This window comes from uncultured Propionibacterium sp. (assembly GCF_963539965.1).
GTDB lineage: Bacteria > Actinomycetota > Actinomycetes > Propionibacteriales > Propionibacteriaceae > Propionibacterium.
This window is the reverse complement of sequence record NZ_CAUTOU010000004.1, coordinates 1-14799: the sequence shown is the minus strand read 5'-3', so window position 1 is coordinate 14799 and position 14799 is coordinate 1. Positions and strand designations below refer to the sequence as shown.

Annotated in this window: 17 protein-coding genes; 8 read left to right on the top strand and 9 right to left on the bottom strand. The window is 70.9% G+C overall.

Going from position 1 to position 14799, the window contains the following annotated elements; all coding sequences use genetic code 11:
- Window positions 1-370 precede the first annotated feature (370 nt).
- Both xseA and R2N01_RS02015 read left to right on the top strand, forming a co-directional pair.
- Complete coding sequence (gene xseA / locus R2N01_RS02020; protein ID WP_399553214.1) at window positions 371-1627, top strand: exodeoxyribonuclease VII large subunit; 1257 nt, start codon at window positions 371-373, stop codon at window positions 1625-1627.
- Between the two features lie 94 nt (window positions 1628-1721).
- Entirely contained in the window at window positions 1722-1958 is a 237-nt protein-coding gene (locus R2N01_RS02015) for an exodeoxyribonuclease VII small subunit (protein WP_316667937.1), read from the top strand.
- A gap of 29 nt (window positions 1959-1987) precedes the next feature.
- On the opposite strand, the gene R2N01_RS02010 is transcribed toward R2N01_RS02015, so the two are convergent.
- Both R2N01_RS02010 and R2N01_RS02005 read right to left on the bottom strand, forming a co-directional pair.
- Window positions 1988-2329, bottom strand: coding sequence for a hypothetical protein (locus tag R2N01_RS02010; protein ID WP_316667935.1), 342 nt, complete (start codon window positions 2327-2329; stop codon window positions 1988-1990).
- Window positions 2330-2455: 126 nt separating this feature from the next.
- Entirely contained in the window at window positions 2456-3163 is a 708-nt protein-coding gene (locus tag R2N01_RS02005; RefSeq protein WP_316667933.1) for a hemolysin III family protein, read from the bottom strand.
- A gap of 162 nt (window positions 3164-3325) precedes the next feature.
- On the opposite strand from R2N01_RS02005, the gene uppS reads away from it, so the two are divergent.
- The gene (uppS, locus tag R2N01_RS02000) at window positions 3326-4135 is read left to right on the top strand and encodes a polyprenyl diphosphate synthase (protein WP_316667931.1); all 810 of its coding nucleotides are present in this window, start codon (window positions 3326-3328) and stop codon (window positions 4133-4135) included.
- A 138-nt stretch (window positions 4136-4273) separates the two neighbouring features.
- Here uppS and mca read toward each other — a convergent pair whose 3' ends face one another.
- Complete coding sequence (gene mca / locus R2N01_RS01995; RefSeq protein ID WP_316667929.1) at window positions 4274-5200, bottom strand: mycothiol conjugate amidase Mca; 927 nt, start codon at window positions 5198-5200, stop codon at window positions 4274-4276.
- An 81-nt stretch (window positions 5201-5281) separates the two neighbouring features.
- On the opposite strand from mca, the gene greA reads away from it, so the two are divergent.
- The gene (gene greA, locus R2N01_RS01990; protein WP_316667927.1) at window positions 5282-5782 is read left to right on the top strand and encodes a transcription elongation factor GreA; all 501 of its coding nucleotides are present in this window, start codon (window positions 5282-5284) and stop codon (window positions 5780-5782) included.
- 59 nt (window positions 5783-5841) lie between these two features.
- Complete coding sequence (locus tag R2N01_RS01985) at window positions 5842-6270, top strand: DoxX family protein (protein WP_316667925.1); 429 nt, start codon at window positions 5842-5844, stop codon at window positions 6268-6270.
- A gap of 183 nt (window positions 6271-6453) precedes the next feature.
- On the opposite strand, the gene R2N01_RS01980 is transcribed toward R2N01_RS01985, so the two are convergent.
- A complete protein-coding gene (locus tag R2N01_RS01980; protein WP_316667923.1) occupies window positions 6454-7401 on the bottom strand; it encodes a hypothetical protein in 948 nt (315 codons plus the stop codon).
- 62 nt (window positions 7402-7463) lie between these two features.
- The gene (locus R2N01_RS01975; RefSeq protein ID WP_316667921.1) at window positions 7464-8909 is read right to left on the bottom strand and encodes an AI-2E family transporter; all 1446 of its coding nucleotides are present in this window, start codon (window positions 8907-8909) and stop codon (window positions 7464-7466) included.
- Window positions 8910-9060: 151 nt separating this feature from the next.
- Here R2N01_RS01975 and R2N01_RS01970 point away from each other — a divergent pair, with 151 nt between their 5' ends.
- Both R2N01_RS01970 and msrA read left to right on the top strand, forming a co-directional pair.
- Entirely contained in the window at window positions 9061-9753 is a 693-nt protein-coding gene (locus R2N01_RS01970) for a uracil-DNA glycosylase (RefSeq protein ID WP_316667919.1), read from the top strand.
- A gap of 54 nt (window positions 9754-9807) precedes the next feature.
- Window positions 9808-10455 (top strand): peptide-methionine (S)-S-oxide reductase MsrA, encoded by a 648-nt coding sequence (gene msrA / locus R2N01_RS01965; RefSeq protein ID WP_316667917.1) that lies wholly within the window; start codon window positions 9808-9810, stop codon window positions 10453-10455.
- Between the two features lie 24 nt (window positions 10456-10479).
- Here the strand turns inward: msrA and R2N01_RS01960 are convergent, their stop codons facing one another.
- Window positions 10480-11016, bottom strand: a complete 537-nt coding sequence (locus R2N01_RS01960) for an NAD(P)H-dependent oxidoreductase (protein WP_316667915.1) — start codon at window positions 11014-11016, stop codon at window positions 10480-10482.
- A 202-nt stretch (window positions 11017-11218) separates the two neighbouring features.
- Between R2N01_RS01960 and R2N01_RS01955 the strand changes: the two genes are divergently transcribed.
- Entirely contained in the window at window positions 11219-11710 is a 492-nt protein-coding gene (locus R2N01_RS01955; protein ID WP_316667913.1) for a hypothetical protein, read from the top strand.
- Window positions 11711-11929: 219 nt separating this feature from the next.
- Here R2N01_RS01955 and R2N01_RS01950 read toward each other — a convergent pair whose 3' ends face one another.
- From R2N01_RS01950 to R2N01_RS01940, 3 genes are all read right to left on the bottom strand, one after another.
- Window positions 11930-12724, bottom strand: coding sequence for an ABC transporter ATP-binding protein (locus R2N01_RS01950; RefSeq protein ID WP_316667911.1), 795 nt, complete (start codon window positions 12722-12724; stop codon window positions 11930-11932).
- Window positions 12718-13812: an ABC transporter permease subunit gene (locus R2N01_RS01945; RefSeq protein WP_316667909.1), complete on the bottom strand. Its 1095-nt coding sequence runs from the start codon at window positions 13810-13812 to the stop codon at window positions 12718-12720. The genes R2N01_RS01950 and R2N01_RS01945 overlap by 7 nt, the downstream gene beginning before the upstream one ends.
- A gap of 14 nt (window positions 13813-13826) precedes the next feature.
- A partial coding sequence (locus R2N01_RS01940) for an ABC transporter substrate-binding protein (RefSeq protein ID WP_316667906.1) occupies window positions 13827-14799 on the bottom strand: 973 nt, incomplete at its 5' end.

Sequence of the window (14799 nt, the reverse complement as noted above, 5' to 3'; positions counted from 1 at the left end):
CGAGTACCGCGAACGCGCCCCGGACGACGAGAGGACCCCATGGGGCTCAGGCGTGCTCGAGCAGCTGCCGCTCCACCGGGGCCGCACCGGGACGGCGCCCTTCATGACGCTGCCCGCGTGCGCACCTTCGCCGATTCGCACTCCTGCGATGGGATCACGCTCATCGCCCACCTGCCCGACGTGGTGGAGAAGGCTCGACATGCACGCCGGGGTGGCCGGGCGCCTGGCCTGATCCGCCCCTGCGCCGCCCCCGGGCAGGAGCCGGGGGCGTGGAAGGTACCGGACGCGGGAGAGGGCAAAGGAGGAACGGTCGGGACGCCCGGCGGCCCGGTGCGCCGGAATCGTCGGCGGGCCCCGATACCGTGGGAGCATGGCTGGAGCACCGAACGCGCAGGGCCCGCGCAACAGCCCCGAGACCGCTCAGCCGCTGGGCGCCGTCGTCGGCATGCTCAAGGGCTGGGTAGAGCGCTGCGGCTGGGTGTGGGTCGAGGCCCAGGTCATCGAGCTGCGCCGCCGGGCGAACTACAGCATGCAGTTCCTGACCCTGCGCGACACGGCCCGGGAGATCTCCGCCCAGATCACCGCCACGAACGCCGTGCTCGACGCGGCAGGGCCTCTCACCGAGGGCACCACCGTGCTGGCCTGCCTGCGCCCGCGCGTGTGGAACAAGACCGCGCGCCTGTCCTTCGAGTGCTCGGTGATCCGGATCGCCGGCGAGGGCCGTCTGCTGGCCGAGTTGGAGCAGCGCAGGCGCGCCCTGCAGGCCGAGGGCCTGTTCGACCCGTCCCGCAAGAGGCCACTGCCCCTCGTCCCGGGCCGCATCGGCCTGATCACCGGCGCCGATTCGGCGGCCGAGCGCGACGTGCTCACCAACACGCTGCGGCGCTGGCCGGCGGCGCGCTTCGAGGTCCGCCACGCGCTCATGCAGGGCCCGCACAGCGCTGCCGAGGTCGCCGCAGCGCTGGCCGGGCTGGACGCCGACCCGCTGATCGACCTCATCGTCATCGCCCGTGGCGGTGGTTCGCTCGAGGACCTCCTGCCCTTCAGCGACGAGGACCTCGTCCGCGCCGTGGCCGCCGCAGGCACCCCGGTGGTCAGCGCCATCGGCCACGAACCCGACACCCCGATCCTCGACCTGGTCGCCGACCTGCGCGCCTCCACGCCCACCGACGCCGCCAAGCGCATCGTCCCGGACGCGGCCGACGAGCAGCAGTACGTCGCCGAACTGGTGGGCCGGGCGCGCACGGCGATCGTCTCCCGCGTGAAGTCCGAGTACTACGAGCTGGGCCGGCTCACCTCGCGCCCGGTACTGCGCGACCCGGGCTCTGCGCTCGAGGGCCACGTGCAGCGACTCGAGATGGCGCGCTTCCGGCTGCGCAGCACGATCGACCGCATCGTCTCGGACGAGTCGCAGGCGGTGAACCATGCGCTGGCCAGGATCCGGGCCATGTCGCCGAAGGCCACCCTGGAACGCGGCTACGCGATCGTGGCAGACTCCGACAACTCCTCGGTCACCTCGATCGGCGACACGGAGCCCGGAGAGCAGCTGGTGGTCTTCCTCTCCGACGGCCGGCTGATCGTCGAGGTGGACGACGCGGTCCCCGGGCCCGGAGCCCCTACCGGCTAGGCGGGTGCACACAGAAGAAGGCAGCACGACCGGCAGCAGATGCCCAGGACGGGTCCCGCGAGCCGCGGCGAACGGGGCCAGGAAGGACAGACCCATGACAGACGAGAAGCCCAGTTACGAGCAGGCCCGCGCCGAGCTCGCCGAGGTCGTCGCGAAACTCGAGTCCGGCGGCGTGCCGCTGGCCGAGTCGATGCAGCTCTGGAAGCGCGGCGAGGAACTGGCGGCCTACTGCCAGGCCGAGCTCGACGGGGCGCGCAGACTCATCGACGAGGCGCGCCAGAAGGCCCAGTCCGGCACCCCCGGGCAGCCCGGCGAAGAGCCGCTCGGCTGAGGAGCCACCGACTGATCGAGGATCCCGCCCTAGCCCAGGATCTCGTCGTCGGGCTCGACGGTGCCGGCCGGGCGGGCCCCTGCGGGCCCGTCCAGGGGGTCCTGCTCGGGAGCCTGATCCCCCGAGGCCGCGGTGGCGGAATCGGCGTCGACGTGGCGTTCCAGGTCCTCATCGGGCCTGCTCGTGGGCACTGGGCGCCGGACCTGCGGGACGAATCCCGGATTGTGCCAGACGAGCCCGCTCGGCACCTTCTCCGCACCCTGCCGGGGCGCCGGGTGGCGCCAGTCGGTGTCCTCGCTCATGGCATCGGTGGTGGTCTCGCGTGGCTCGTCGCCGCTGATGGCCATTGTCCCCTCACAGGTCCTGCCCACGGGGAGTCCCCCTTCGGCTCGGGATGATTCACCGGGCGGAATCCACAGTAGTGGAGCGGCCGGGCCGCAGCCGGACCCGGCCCGGTCATCCCGAGCCCGCAACCGCGCCCGGGGAGGAGGATCCGCTCACAGGCTGGCGGCCAGCCAGATCGCGATGAGATGGCACACGGCCCCCAGCACGGTGCCGGTGTGGAAGAGCTCGTGGAAGCCGAACCACTCGGGCCAGGGGTTCGGTTTCCTGAGGGCGTAGCAGACGGCGCCCGCCGTGTAGCACAGGCCCCCGGCCAGGATGAGCCAGACGATCGCCGGTCCGCCGGTCCTCCAGAACTGGGTCAACCAGAACAGGGCCGTCCAGCCCATGACGACGTAGAGCACCGTGTAGAGCGTGCGGGGAGCGCCCATCCACAGGTTGCGGCAGGCCACCTCGACGGCAGCGCAGCCCCAGATGATCGACAGCAGTGCCGCCCGCGAGCCGCCGTGCAGCAGCATGACGGCCAGGGGCGTGTAGGTGCCGGCGATGAAGATCGCGATGTTCGAGTGGTCGAAGCGCCGCAGCACGGCGTCGGCCTTCTCCGACCAGCGTCCCCGGTGATAGACGGCGGAATTGCCGAACAGCATGAGGCCGGTGAGCAGGTAGACCGCCTCGCCCACGCGCCCGGCCATCGAATGCGTCAGGACGATGAGCGCGAGTCCGGCCACCAGCAGCACCGGAGCCGTGATGGCGTGGAGCCAGCCGCGCAGACGGGGTCTGGCCCGGGCACGGTCCGGCTCCGGACGCGCAGCGGTGTCGCCTGAGCGGTTCTGCACGGCCATCTGCTCGTCATCGGAGATCACCTAACCTACGGTACCGTAGGTTAGGTGGCGTGGGAACTCCCCGCCCCGGCGATCCACAACCCCCGCGGCGACCGGATCGCCTCCGCCGCAGGAACTCCCGCTCCCCGGCGGCCCACTCCTCAGCCCTGCCAGCAGGGGCCCTCCGGCTTGTAATCTTGGCCCATGGCGCACCAAGACATGCTGAGCAGGGCAATGGATCGCCTCAGCCCCGACGGCCTCATCTACACGGTCTACCAGAACCGGCTGCGCGGCGACCTCGATCCTCGTTCACTGCCCCGCCATGTCGCGGTGCTGGCCGATGGCAACCGCCGGTGGGCCCGCCTCAATGCACCCGGGCGGCCTCTCGAAGTCGGCTACCGGGCCGGCGCCGACAAGCTGCGCGACTTCGTCGGCTGGTGCGACGAGATAGGCATCGGCACCGTCACGCTGTGGGTGCTGTCCACCGAGAATCTCCAGCGCTCCGCCGACGACGAGCTGATCCCCCTCATGAGGGTCATCACCCGGCTCACGGACGACCTGGCCGGTGATCCGAGCCACCATGTGATGATCGTGGGCGATCTCGCCCTGCTGCCGGACCCGATCACCGAGCGCCTGCACGCCGCCGAGAGGGCCAGCGCCGGCCATACCGGCACCCAGGTGAACATGGCTGTCGCCTACGGCGGCCGTCATGAGCTGCGCGACGCCGTCCGCTCGCTGCTGGTCGCCGAGGCCGAGCGCGGCACGACGCTCGGGGAGCTGGCCCGCACCCTCGAGGTCGACCAGATCTCGGAGCATCTCTACACGCGCGGCCAGCCCGATCCCGACCTGCTCATCCGCACCTCGGGCGAGCAGCGTCTCAGCGGCTTCCTGCCCTGGCAGAGCACCCATTCGGAACTGTACTTCTGCGAGGCGCTGTGGCCCGACTTCCGCAAGATCGACTTCTTCCGCGCGCTGCGCTCCTATCAGCAGCGCGAGCGCCGCTTCGGCAAGTGACCGGGCACCGGCTTCCGGTCCCGGCGAGCGGACCGGCAGAACCGCGGGGCCGGAGGGGCACGATCACCCGCTGGTCCGGGACACGGCACAGGGCGGGCAGTTCGACGAGCGGAGACGGTCCTGCCTCCCGCAGGGGGCTCAGATGACCCACGTATCGGCCGGGTCCGGAGCCTCAGCGCCCCCGCGCAGGCCGGCGAACAGGTCGTTCTCGGGCATGCGGGTCGGCACCGCCGAGTAGACCAGCTGGTAGTCCTCGGTGGGCCATACGCGCTGTCGGATCGCCACCGGCACCTGGAACCAGAAGCCGTCCGGGTCGACCTGCGAGGCATGGGCGCGAAGGGCGTCGTCGCTGCGTTCGAAGAACTCCCCGCAGGGCACACGCGTGGTGACGCGCTGCTCGTAGTCGTGGTCGCTCCACTGCGCCAGGCGCTCCGCGTACGGATGGCCGAGGCCGGCCTCCGCCATCGCCTCGTCGAGCGCCGCGTAGCGGGCCCTGTGGAAACCTACCTGGTAGTAGAGCTTGCTGACCTGCCAGGCGGGACCGGTCTCGGGCAGCGCGTCCGGATCGGCGGCCATGCGGAAGGCGGCGATGGAGACACGATGGCACTGGATGTGGTCGGGGTGCGGATAGCCGCCGTTCTCGTCGTAGGTGGTCATCACCTGGGGGCGGAACTCGCGGATGATCCGCACGAGCGGACCGGCGGCCTCGACCGGGTCGGTCAGCCCGAAGCAGCCCCTCGGCAGCTGCTCGGCGGGGTCCTCGGGCAGGCCGGAGTCGACGTAGCCCAGCGAGCGGTGCTCGACGCCCAGGATCTCGCGAGCAGTCCGCATCTCGCGGCGGCGCACCTCGGTGATGTTCTCCCAGATCTCCGAACGGTCCATCTTGGGATTGAGCACGCTGCCGCGTTCGCCGCCGGTGCAGGTCGCGACCATCACCCGCGCCCCCTCCGCGACGTACCTCAGCGTCGTCGCGGCGCCCTTGCTCGACTCGTCGTCGGGGTGGGCGTGCACGTTCAGCAGACGCAGCCCCTCGTCCGTCCCTGGTCGACCTACCGGCACTGACATGACTCTCATTCTGCCCCTCTCGCGCAAAGCTCATCGAATCGTGTCCATGCCCCACCGGCACGTACTCGGTAGGATGGAACAATGACCGACAAGCAGACGATCTGGATGACGCAGGACGCGTACGACAAGCTCGTTCAGGAACTCGACAACCTGAGGGACGAGGGTCGCGCGGAGATCGCGAAGAAGATCGGCGCTGCGAAGGCGGAAGGCGATCTGTCCGAGAACGGCGGCTACCACGCCGCCCGCGAGGAGCAGGGCCAGATGGAGGCCCGCATCCACCGGCTCGAGCAGATGCTGCGCAGCGCCGAGGTCGGCGCCGCGCAGGCGGCTCCCGAGGAGGTCGGCGCCGGCACCACCGTGACGATCGCCTATGACGGCGATCCCGACGACACGGACGTCTTCCTGCTGGGCAGCCGCGAGATGCTCGGCCTCGACGATTCGCTGAAGACCCAGGTCTACAGCCCGCAATCCCCGCTCGGTGCCGCAGTGCTCGGGCACCGGGCCGGCGACGAGGTCTCCTACGAGGCCCCCAACGGCAAGAGGATCAACGTGCAGATCATGAAGGTCGAGTCGCGCTCCTGACGCGCTCCGCCAGCCACCGATTCTCCGAGCGCCGCCCCGTGCGGCGGAAGGACACCGACATGTCACTCGCCCGCTTCGCATCGCGTTCGATGCTCGCCTCGGTGTTCATCACCCGGGGCCTCAACGCGGCCAGGAACTCCGAGGCCCTGACCTCGGCAGTCGACGACTTCGTCGAGGCGCTGCCCCACCGGATCACCGATCTCCTGCCCGCCGCGAGGGCCGCCGACCTGGTCCGCGTCAACGGCTGGATGATGGTCGGCGCCGGCTCCGCGCTCGCGCTGGGCGTCTTCCCCCGGCTCGCCTCGGCGCTGCTGGCCGCTCAACTCGTGCCCACGACCCTGACCGGTCACCCGTTCTGGTCGGCACCGGAGGAGAGGACATCCACGCACGGCGCCCTCATCTCGAACGTGGCGCTGGCGGGCGGCCTGCTGACCGTCGCACTGGGCCCGAAGAGGGCTGGAAGAGCCCGCGGAGCCGGGAACGGCTGAGGCCCCGCCGGCGGGGAGGAAGTGGCGTTCACCCACCCGCACCGGCGGGCCGTCGACCCGCCACCTCGGCCTTGGCGCTGCGCCCCGCCCCGGCAGTGCAGACATCCGCGGCGCCCGCGTCGGAGGAAGGGGCCGGAAGAACCGAGGACAGGGCCGGGGAAGGAGGGAGGAGGCCCGACCGGACTACTCCTCGCCGGCTCCCTCGGCGCCGCCGCGCGCCGCTTGCGCCTCACGGATCTTCCCGACGACGACGCGGGCGCCGTCGCGGAGGCGCTCTCCGCCCACGCGAAGGCGATCACCGGTAGTGGGACGGTCGGCCTCCCCGGGGAAGGCGACCAGATCGCGCACGACGATGTGGCCCATGACCCCCGACAGCTCCAGGCGGGCCAGTCCGTGGCCGACGATGTACTCGTCGAAACGGTCGCCCTTCTGCCCGGGCCACCGCACCGTGCCGAGTTGATTCTTGGCGCTGAGCGCGACGTCCGCGCGCCCGGTCAGCTCGACGGCGAGACTGCCCGACTCGACACGGATGGCGTTCGACCCCAGGCTGATCGGGCCGTTGATGGTGGCCGAGCCGGCCTGGAAGAGGCCGTCGGCCAGCTGGGCGACTCCACGCAGATGAGTGGTGCCGGCGCTGACCCGCACGCGATCCCAGTGCGGGAGGTCCTGACTCGACAGCGAACCGCCCGAGAGCTGGGCGCTCACCCGGATGCGCGGGTTGACCCCGATCTCGAGAACCGGGCCGAGTCCGAGCCGCTTGAGGTCCTCGGCGCTCCTGGGCGGGTGCACGGGCGAGAACCCCTTGACGCTCGGCCCGAGGCGTCCGGCAGCCGTGATCTCGAGGCCGTCGCCATGGCGACGCAGGGTGTGCGGGCCGCTGATGGTGACGGTGGGGACCGTCTCGTCCCCGACGATTCGAACGCGCCGGCCGGTCGCGCGGACGATGACCGATCTGATGCCGCCGCTGCCGGTCGGCTCCGGGATGGCCTCGAAGTCCTCGGCTCCGGGCAGCGCCTCGGGTCCGCCCCCGGTCTGGTTCAGCGCGGCGATGCGCCGCGAGGCCTCGGCGGTATCAATGGCCCCGCTGGCCAGCTCGGACAGGATCGCGTCAAGTTTCGGGGATTCGCTCATGGCGTCAATATATGGGTTGGCCCGAGGTGCTCCAACCGTTCCGGCCCGCAGGCCAACATCGCTCAGGGCGCGGCAGGGGACGGCTCATCCCCCGAGCCTGCCCCGTCGGGGCCCGCGGGGCCGGCCGCCGGAGCCCCGGGCGGCACTGCCGCCCCGTCATCGTCGGGGACCACGGGCGCCGGCCCCCCGTCCTGTCCCCCGATGCTCTCCGCGGCGAACTCCTCCTCGGCATCGAGCACTTCGTCGTCCGCGCGGGCCACGTCCCCGGCCTCCTCATCGGAATGCGCGGCGCGCAGCACGCCGGTCGTGAAGGCGACGACCGGAATGGCGAAGACGCCGCCGACGATGCCGGCCACCGAGATGCCCACCGCGATGCCGACCAGCACGGCCAGCGGGTGGATCGAGACGGCCCGGCCCAGCAGCAGCGGCTGCAGCAGATGGGCCTCGAGCTCCATGACGGCCACGAAGATGGCCAGCATGATGACGGCCTTCCAGAAGCCCAGGGTGACGAGCGTGACGGCGACGGCCACGACGCCTGAGGCGATGGCGCCGACGATCGGCACGAAGGCGCAGACGAAGGTGAGGGCCGTAATGGCCAGCCACAGGTTCGAGCCGAGGATGGCCGCACCGATGCCGGCGCCGACGCCGTCGACGGCGGCCACCGCGATGGCGGCGCGCACATAGCTGGACAAGGAGGCCCAGCCCGAGACAACGGCGGGCATGACCGTCAGGCGACTGGTGCGCGGCATGAGCCTGACGCCCCCGTCGACGAAGCGCCGGCCGTCCTTGAGGAAGAAGAAGGTCGCGAACAGAGCCATCGCGGCGCCGGTGAAGAACTTGCCGACGCTCGAACCGGCCGAGGCAGCGGCCGAGGCGATGGTCTCGTGCGAGTTCTGCACCCACTCGGCGGCCTGCGAGACGAGCGAGTTGATCTGATCGGCGTTGATGTGCAGGGGGCTGGTGTCCAGCCAGTTCACGAAGCCGTGCGCGCCGGCGATGGCCTGATCGACCAGCTGCGACCACTGGGTCGCGATCTGGGCCCCGACAAGGCTGAGCAGGCCGAGGACGATCACCACGACGAGCAGCAGGCAGCTCAGCGAGGCGAGCCACGCCGGCCAGCGGTGACGGGCCAGGCGCGCGCTGAGAGGGTGCAGGGCCGCGGCGAGGAGCAGGGCGACGGCCAGCGGGATGACGACCTCGGACAGCTGGCTGCCGAGCCACCACAGCAGGGCGACGCAGGCGGCCACGATGAGGATCCGCCAGCTCCAGGCCGCGAAGACGCGCAGCGCGCGCGGCACGAAGCTCTCGACACTGGCGCCGCGCAGTGCGGTGAGCTGCTCGGCGGTGAGCGTGATCGAGTCGGGCGCCTGGGTCCCGGCCCGGTCCTGACGCCCATGGGGGTGCTCGCGCGCGGGCCCGTTGAAGCGCGGGATGCGCCGGCCGATGCCGAGGCCCGAGAGCGTGCTTCCACGGCGCCGCGGGCCGCCGTCGCTGGTCGAGTATGCCATGTCGGCCAGTGTGCCATGGCCCCCGGACCGAACGGGGATCCCGGGCGCCGAGTCGGATGATCCCCCGCGGCGCCGGACGCCCTGGCCGCCCGGCGCATTGCCGCTAATCTGTGAGGTGCGCAAGCACCGGGACCGTGCACGAGGAGGCATCATGGCAGTCCGACCGATCAGCGAACTCATGGCATCGGACTGGGCGCAGGCCCTGGCCGATCAGGAACAACAGATCCACGCCATGGGCGAGTTCCTGCGCGCCGAGATCGCCGCCGGTCGCGGCTATCTCCCGGCTGGTGACAAGGTGCTGCGCGCCTTCAGCCGCCCGCTCGCCGACGTGCGGGTGCTCATCGTCGGCCAGGACCCCTATCCGACCCCCGGCCATCCGATCGGCCTGAGCTTCGCCGTCGAGCGCAGCGTGCGCCCGCTGCCCAAGAGCCTGGTCAACATCTACCAGGAGCTCCAGGACGATCTGGGCATCGCCCCGGCCCCGCACGGGGACCTGACCGGATGGTTCGAGCAGGGCGTCCTGCTGCTCAACAGGTGCCTGACCGTTCAGCCGGGCAGGCCCGCCGCGCACCGGGGCAAGGGCTGGGAGCAGGTCACCGGCGCAGCCATCGATGCCCTCGCCGCCCGCGGCGGCCCGCTCGTGGCGATTCTGTGGGGACGCGATGCCCGTTCGCTGGCCCCGATGCTCACCGCGGGCGGCATCCCGGTGGTCGAGTCGGCCCATCCGAGCCCGCTGTCGGCTCGCTCGGGTTTCTTCGGCTCGCGGCCCTTCAGCCGGGCCAACGAGGCGCTCGCCGCGGCCGGCGCCGCGCCCATCGACTGGGACCTGAGCGGGCGTGCCTGAGGCCGACGAGGCCGCCGACTGGGCTGCCCTCGCGGGGCGAGTTAGGCTGATGCAATGCTGCGTTTCGAGAACACCGCCGACGCCGACGTTGACGTTGACGCCGAGCATGCCCTGCCCGGGCGCGGCGAGCCCGTCCTGAGCATGCCTTTCCTCCATCGCATCACGGCCAATCGGCTGGACCGCGAGTTCCCCGGCGCTGAGACCGCCTACCTCGCGGCCGGCTGCTTCTGGGGCGTCGAAAAGCTCTACTGGAATCTCCCCGGCGTCCTGAGCACCGCAGTGGGCTACATGGGCGGCTACACGCCGAACCCCACCTACGAGGAGGTCTGCACCGGCCAGACCGGCCACGCCGAGACCGTCCGCGTCGTCTTCGACCCCACGAGGACGAGCTACGCCCAGCTGGTCAGGCTCTTCTTCGAGAATCACGATCCCACCCAGCTCAACAGGCAGGGCGCCGACGTGGGCACCCAGTACCGCTCGGCGCTCTTCGCCACAAGTCCCGCGCAGGAGGCCACCGCGCGGCGCCTCTACGAGAGCTTCCAGGCCTCGATGACCGAGGCCGGTTACGGCAGACTCGTCACGCAGATCGCCCCGGCCGGCGATTGGTACTACGCCGAGGGCTACCACCAGCAGTACCTCGAGGCGAACCCGGACGGCTACTGCCCGGTGCACGCGACCGGGATCAGGTGCAGCGCCGTCTGAGCCGCCCGCGGGCGCAGGACGACCTCACCCGGCGTTGGCGATGAGCGAGTCCAGCAGACCGTCCAGTTCGCCGGCGCGGCGCTCGTTCGGGGTGAAGCCGTTCTCCCCCATCTCGGCGAAGATGTTGATCGACAGCTGGGCGCGGATGACCTTGGCGTCGAAGTTGCCGAAGATCTGGCGCCAGTGCTCGACGGCGCGCACGGCCCCGTCGGCGCCGTAGCCGACGAAGGCGACGGGCTTGCCGTTCCACTCGCCGCCGAGGTGGTCCACGGCGTTCTTCAGGGCGCCGGGCACCGAGTGGTTGTACTCGGGGGTCACGATGACGAAGGCGTCGCAGCCGTCGATGGCGTTGCTCCAGGCCTGGACGATCGCATTGGCGTACCGCTTGTTGGCCATGATCGGCAGGTAGGCACCGTCGAGGACCGGCAGGTTGAAGAACTTGAGGTCGATGAGTTCGAAGTCGGCACCACCGTGGGCCCTCGCACCGTCGAGCACCCATCTGGCGACGGACTCGCCCGCGCGGCCCTCGCGGACGCTTCCGAGCACGATACCGATCTTCATGTGATTCTCCTTGTCTCGTCGTCTTGCGACTTGCCGTTGCCGCTGGCCGAGGCCCGGCGACGTCCCGAACATAATTTGTTGAAAACTAAACACCAAATAGTGCGGAAGAGTTTCTCCACGGGCGGACGGCGGGGCGGGCGGACCGTGCCGCGAGATCACTCACGACCGCGGCGGTCGAGGGGCCGGTGCCATACTGGCCGTCATGAGACATCTGCCGATTCCGCGCCCGGGCACCGTCCGGGCGGCGGGAATCGCCGAGCTGGCCGCCGGCTCGCTGCTGAGTCTGATGGGGGCGCAGCAGCGCACCGCGGTGATCGCCGTACTGGCCGTCGCGCTGCTGGCGTGCGGCGCGGCCACCCTCGCCACGGCCCGGCGCTCCCCCGCCGAACCGGAAGGGGCCGGCGGGGCCCCCGTCCACCTCGACCGCTCGACCGGGCCGGACGAGGCGGAGGACGATCGGCGCTGCGAGATCGACGCCGGGCAGGTTCCCACGCTCGAAGCGCTGATGACTTGGATCGAGCAGAACCGCTACCTGCCCTGGACGCCCGAGGGGCACTGGATACTGCGCCATCGCGGGCAGCGGGCAGCGCGCATCGACTGCCCTCCCGGGAGTTTCAGCGTCCGCCTGCTGTTGCCGGCCGCGCACGGGATCGCACCGCGCAGCCACTGGTCGATCGCCTACGAGAGGCGTTGAGGGACCACCGGTTCCGAGCAGACCCCCTTCTCCGATCCGCCGAACACCGCGCTGTTCGCGGACCGGGGGCGGAAACGGGCACCCGGACTCGGCCGGGTGCCCGCCCCCTGTGAGCGGTCGCCGAGCCGAACGACCCCAGTCCGCCCGGCGGCCACCCCGTCGGCCCCATCACTGGCCGACGGCCTGCGCGCGCCGCTCGGCGGCGCGAATCCTGTTCGCCTACTGCCCGAGCATCCCGAGAATCCTCCGGCGCAGCTCGCGGAACTCCGGGGCGTCCTGCGCGCGGGGACGGTCCAGGGCGACGGGCAGATCGGCGATCACGCGCGCCGGGCGCGGCGAGAAGACGATGATCCTGTCGGACAGGAGCAGCGCCTCCTCGACGTCGTGGGTGACCATGATCCCGGTGAAGCCCCGGGCGCCCCACAGCCTGGCGATGTCGTCCTGCAGGGTCGAACGCGTGAGCGCGTCCAGCTTGCCGAGCGGCTCGTCCAGCAGCAGGATGCGCGGGCGGTTGACCAGGGCGCGGGCCAGCGAGGCGCGCTGGGCCATGCCACCGGACAGTTCCGCGGGGTAAGCCGTGCGGAAGCCCCCGAGGTCGACCATCTCGATCATCTCGGCGACCCGGGCCCGCTCGTCCTGGCGGTCGGCCACGCCGCGCACCTGCGGGCCCAAGCCGATGTTCTGCTCGACCGTCAGCCAGGGCAGTAGAGTCGGGTCTTGGAAGACGACGCCGCGCGACGGATCGGGTCCGTCGACCGAGTGGCCGTCGGCGTAGATCTCACCGCGGATCGGCCTGTCCAGGCCGGCGATCAGGCGCAGCAGCGTCGATTTGCCGCAGCCCGAGGGGCCCACGAGCGAGACGAACCGGCCGGGCCGGACCGACAGCGAGACGTCGTCGAGCACGGGCAGGGGCCTGCGATGCGAGACGAAGGCCTGAACGACGTCGAGCACGTCCACGGCACTGCCCCCGGTCGCGGCCCCGGTGCCATTGGTTCCTGTCACCGTGTTCACCATCGGGTCAGATCCTTCTGCCAGGACAGGACGCGATTGCGCACTGCCAGTTCGGCGGTCAGCAGCGAGCCGCAGATGATCACCATGAGGGCGATCGCCGCGTACATGGACGGATAGGCGCTCCAGCCCTTCTTCCAGTTGATGTACCAGCCCAGGCCGGAGTTCACACCGAGGGTCTCGGCGATCGTCAGCGTGACGAAGGCGGTCGGCAGGGCCATGAAGATGCCGGTGAAGATATTCGGCAGGGCGGCGGGCAGGGACACCTTGAAGATGAGGAAGCGGCCGGAGGCGCCGAGGGTCTGGCAGACGTCGAAGTACTCGCGGGAGACGCCGCGGATGCCGGCGCTGGTCGTCACGGCCATCGGGAACCAGACGGTCAGGGCGACCAGGAAGACGGCCGCGCTGAACGGGTTCGGGAAGGCGATGAAGACGATCGGGATCCATGCCAGGGTCGGTACGGGACCGATGTACTTGACGATCGGGTCGAGCCAGTAGCCGGCGCGCTTGGACCAGCCCATCCACATCCCGGTGGCGAGGCCGGTGACACCGCCGACCACGATGCCGACCGCGAGCAGCAGCAGCGAGTTGCCCACCGAGCGGGCCAGCAGGGTGCGGTCCGACCAGCCCTCCGCGATGATCTGGCCGGGGCCGGGCGCGTACGGCGGGGACAGGACTCCCGTCTTGGCGGTGAGCAGCTCCCAGACGAGGAGGACGATCGCCGTGGCGATCCACCACGGCGACCATGCGCCGAGCCAGCGCGAGGCCTTCACCCAGGTGCGGGAACCGAGCCACAGGACTCCCAGCAGCACCGCGAAGATCACCGACAGCCCGAGCGCCTGCGCCTCGCCCCTGACGAGATAGGCGTCGGTGACCGGTACGAGGGCCACGACGAGCGCCGTGACCGCCCACAGCGCGAAGGCGAGACCGGCCTGCAGGTGGTTGACGGAGCGCGGGCGGTGGCGACGGACGAGTTCGGCGACGACCTGCGGGTCCTCCGCCAGGGCCGCGCCACGGTCCGGCGCTGCCGGGCCGGACCGCCCGGGACCGCCGTCCCGGGATCCGCCCGCGGAGCGCTCCGACGGCTCAGACACAGCTGCGCTCATGCTCACCAGTCCAGACCGAGGGTGTCGAAGACCTTGTCGGCAAGGGCCTCGGTGTCGACGCCGGCGTCCAGGTAGCCGGTCTGCTTGAACTTCTCGATGCCCGGGGTGAGGGCATCGCGCAGTTTCGAGACCGACGGTTCCCACTTGTAGCTCTTGAGCAGGGTCTCGACCAGGTCGACGTCGCCGGCCACGTAGCCGTTGTCGACCTCGAGGTGCGCGACCTCGTTCTCATTGCCGACGACGTAGCGCGAACCCTCCGCCCACGCCTCGACGAGATCCCGGGCGATGTCGGGCTCGTTCTTGACCAGGTCGCCGTTGACGGCGGTGCAGCAGCAGTAGGCCTGGGCGTTCGCACCCGTCATGTTGCTGGCCAGCTCCCAGCCGTAGCCCTCCTGAATCGGGCGGTAGGCGATGGGATCGCTGGTGGCGATGGCGTCGACCTCGCTGTTCTTCAGGGCATCGGCGACCAGAGAGGTGTCGTAGACCCTCCAGTGCACCTCGTCGGCCTCGGCCGAGGGGTTGATGCCGGCGTCGACCAGGTCGAGGGAGAAGAACATGGTGGCCGAGCTGGACAGGCTGGGCACGCCGATGGTGCGCCCGCGCAGGTCGGAGACCTGCTTGATGTCGGAGTCGTTGCGTACGAGCAGGCGCAGGCAGCCGCTGTGCAGGCCGGCGACGAATTTGACGTTCTGGCCCTGCTCGACGGGTTTGAGCCAGCTGTAGAAGATGCCGCCGGACGCGTCGTAGGTCCCCGAGCCGACGGCCGCCTTGATGTCCTCGTCGCCGACGGTCTTGTGCAGGGTCACGTTCAGGCCGTGGTTGGCGAAGAAGCCCTTCTCAAGGGCGACGATGGCCGGCGCGTCGCACACGTCGGCGCCGTAGATGAGCGTCAGGTTGCGGGCCTCGGCGGAGGCGGCCGCGGCCGACCTGCCGCGGCTGTTGCCGATCAGGCCGCCGGCGGCGCCGCCGACGACG